2 protein-coding genes and 2 pseudogenes are annotated in these 2298 nt (G+C 55.0%); all 4 read right to left on the bottom strand.

Annotation, left to right across the window (positions count from 1 at the left end; all coding sequences use genetic code 11):
• Positions 1 to 185, bottom strand: a pseudogene (locus BM100_RS22245) (ParB family protein); the annotation flags it as partial.
• 3 nt (positions 186 to 188) lie between these two features.
• Positions 189 to 1556, bottom strand: a complete 1368-nt coding sequence (dnaB-PI, locus tag BM100_RS22240) for an SPI-7-type island replicative DNA helicase (protein WP_092514977.1) — start codon at positions 1554 to 1556, stop codon at positions 189 to 191.
• Positions 1540 to 1929, bottom strand: a complete 390-nt coding sequence (locus BM100_RS22235) for a hypothetical protein (protein ID WP_092514975.1) — start codon at positions 1927 to 1929, stop codon at positions 1540 to 1542. The genes dnaB-PI and BM100_RS22235 overlap by 17 nt, the downstream gene beginning before the upstream one ends.
• Positions 1926 to 2298: pseudogene (locus BM100_RS22230) on the bottom strand (ParA family protein); the annotation flags it as partial. The pseudogene BM100_RS22230 and the gene BM100_RS22235, both read right to left, overlap by 4 nt.

Below are 2298 nucleotides of genomic sequence, written 5' to 3'. Positions count from 1 at the left end.
GACGCTTTGATATCGTCAAAGCGCGGATTCCGGCTGGTGCGGGGGTTATCAGGATTGGGACGGAGTTGATCCAGCGTCAGTATCATCGGCATTTCCGAAGCTGGGAGCGACTCATGAACTGTCGCCACAGCCTGACGCCCTTGCTGTAACAGAGCATGGCCTAAATTGTGGTGTTTACCGGTCATCGCTTACCGCCCCTCCCCGCCGGATATATCCTGAAAACGGGTATACTGACCATTAAATTGCACACGCACGGTGCCCGTGGGCCCCTGACGCTGTTTACCGATGATGATTTCGGCAATACCTACATCGAGGGAATCCGGGTGATAAACTTCATCGCGGTAAAGGTGCAATATCAGGTCGGCATCCTGCTCCAGCGAGCCGGAATCCCGTAAGTCACCGTTATTGGGACGTTTATCGGGACGATTTTCGACTTGCCGGTTAAGCTGGGACAGCGCCAGCACCGGGCAGTCCAGCTCTTTGCCCAACGCTTTCAGGCTGCGGGAAATCTCGGCAATCTCCTGTGTCCGGTTTTCCTGGCCGGGCGCATTCATCAACTGAAGATAATCCACCATAATCAGGGCGGGTTTACCGTATTTGCGGGTATAGCGGCGGGCGCGGGCACGCAGTAACGCGGGTGTCTGGTGACTGCAATCATCGATAACCAGCCGCTGATCCCAGCGGGAAAACTGATCCAGGCTCTGGCTGATACGTCCCCACTGCTCATCATCCAGTATCCCGCCGCGCAGGGCACTCAGGGAAACCCCGCCTTCCATGGCGGTGAGACGCAACATCAGTTGGGCCGTCGGCATTTCCAGACTGAAAATCTGCACCACCGCATTTTCCTGAAGACGCAGGGCACCGAGGCAACAGGCCAGCCCCAGTGCGGTTTTGCCCATGGAAGGGCGGGCGGCCAGCAAAATGAGATCCCCGGCCTGCAAGCCGCAGGTTTTCTCATCGAGGAGCTGAAATCCGGTGGGCGTTCCGGTTATCCCGTTGCTGCCCTGTATGCGTTCCAGATGGGTGATCAGACTGTCTGCCCCCTGCAACAGGGTCATTTCCTGCTGCTGCCGGGCTGCTCCCTTTTCCGCCAAATTAAACAGCTGGCTTTCCGCCTGCTCAATCAGGATGTCTGACTTAATAGTCGGCTGAAAGACGTCCGCGCTGAGGGATTTTCCCAGCGCCAGTAACTGACGTAAGCGGCTTTTTTCCGCCACAATACGGGCGTATTCCTCAATATTGGCGGCACTCGGCGTGTTTTTGCACACTTCGGCCACATAGGCAAAACCACCAACCTGATCGATTTGCCCGCGTTGGGTCAGCCTATTGGTCAGGGTGATCAGGTCAAACGGGCAGTTTTTTTCGCTCAGTTCAGCGATGGTCTGAAACAGTATCCGGTGAGCCGGGAAGTAAAAATCGTCGGCAACCAGTAACAACACCACCGTATCCCAGCGATCATTGTCCAGCACCAGACCACCCAGTACCCCGACTTCGGCATATGCATAGCTGGGTGCTTCTTCGCTGATGATCTTCAATTGTTCATGCGTCATTCCCATCGGCGACCTCCTGACTGACCGCATTCAGGGCGTCGATTAAACGTTGTTGCAGATGAGGCGCGGAAACCCAGAACAGTACCTCTTTTTCGGTCAGATATTGCGGCTGGTCATTTTCCCAGCCACATTCCAGCAAGGCTAAATCCGGCGACGCATCAGGGCACATAGCCTGCCTGCGCAACTCGGCTTCATTACGGGGATAATAGTGCTCTACCTCGTGCGGAGACACATCGAGAATAGCGGGCAACAGCAGCTGAAGTTTCGCCTGTGCGGTTTCACGATCCGGCGCATCCACAAAAACAAACCATTCATCATCACTGAACAATAATTCAACCGTCTCATAACGAAAGCAGACGGCACGCCAGATAACATTCATTGCGCCTCTCCCGTCGGTTGCTCAATCAGTACCGCATCGAATTTTTCTGCCCATAAGGGCACTAACTCGCAGGCAAGGCGGTGCATGGTGATCGCCGCCGCTGGGCTTTTACGGGTGGTTTTGTATTCCAGGCGATGCACCGGCTGGGCACGGACATGCCCCAGTTTGTAGATGTCCAACAGGTCTATCCGGGTTTCCAGCAGTTGGTAAACCTGCCTGCCGCCCAGTGCGGAAGCGTCATAGCGTTGATGACGGATAATATCAGTCAGTTCACTCAGCGTATCCCGGTCAAGATTTGTTCCTTCAATTCCGTTAACCAGTATCTGAATAGCCGGCAGACGGACACCGTAGTTTTCAAAAGGCCGGAGC

Source organism: Xenorhabdus mauleonii (assembly GCF_900113945.1).
Taxonomy (GTDB): domain Bacteria; phylum Pseudomonadota; class Gammaproteobacteria; order Enterobacterales; family Enterobacteriaceae; genus Xenorhabdus; species Xenorhabdus mauleonii.
Note: the sequence above shows the minus strand (reverse complement) of the source record. Positions and strands in the feature narration are given on the sequence as shown.

What these genes read in the sequence shown, in the direction of transcription:
- dnaB-PI (WP_092514977.1), bottom strand. Translation starts at nt 1,556, where the DNA reads ATGGGAATGACGCATGAACAATTGAAGATCATCAGCGAAGAAGCACCC.
- BM100_RS22235 (WP_092514975.1), bottom strand. Translation starts at nt 1,929, where the DNA reads ATGAATGTTATCTGGCGTGCCGTCTGCTTTCGTTATGAGACGGTTGAA.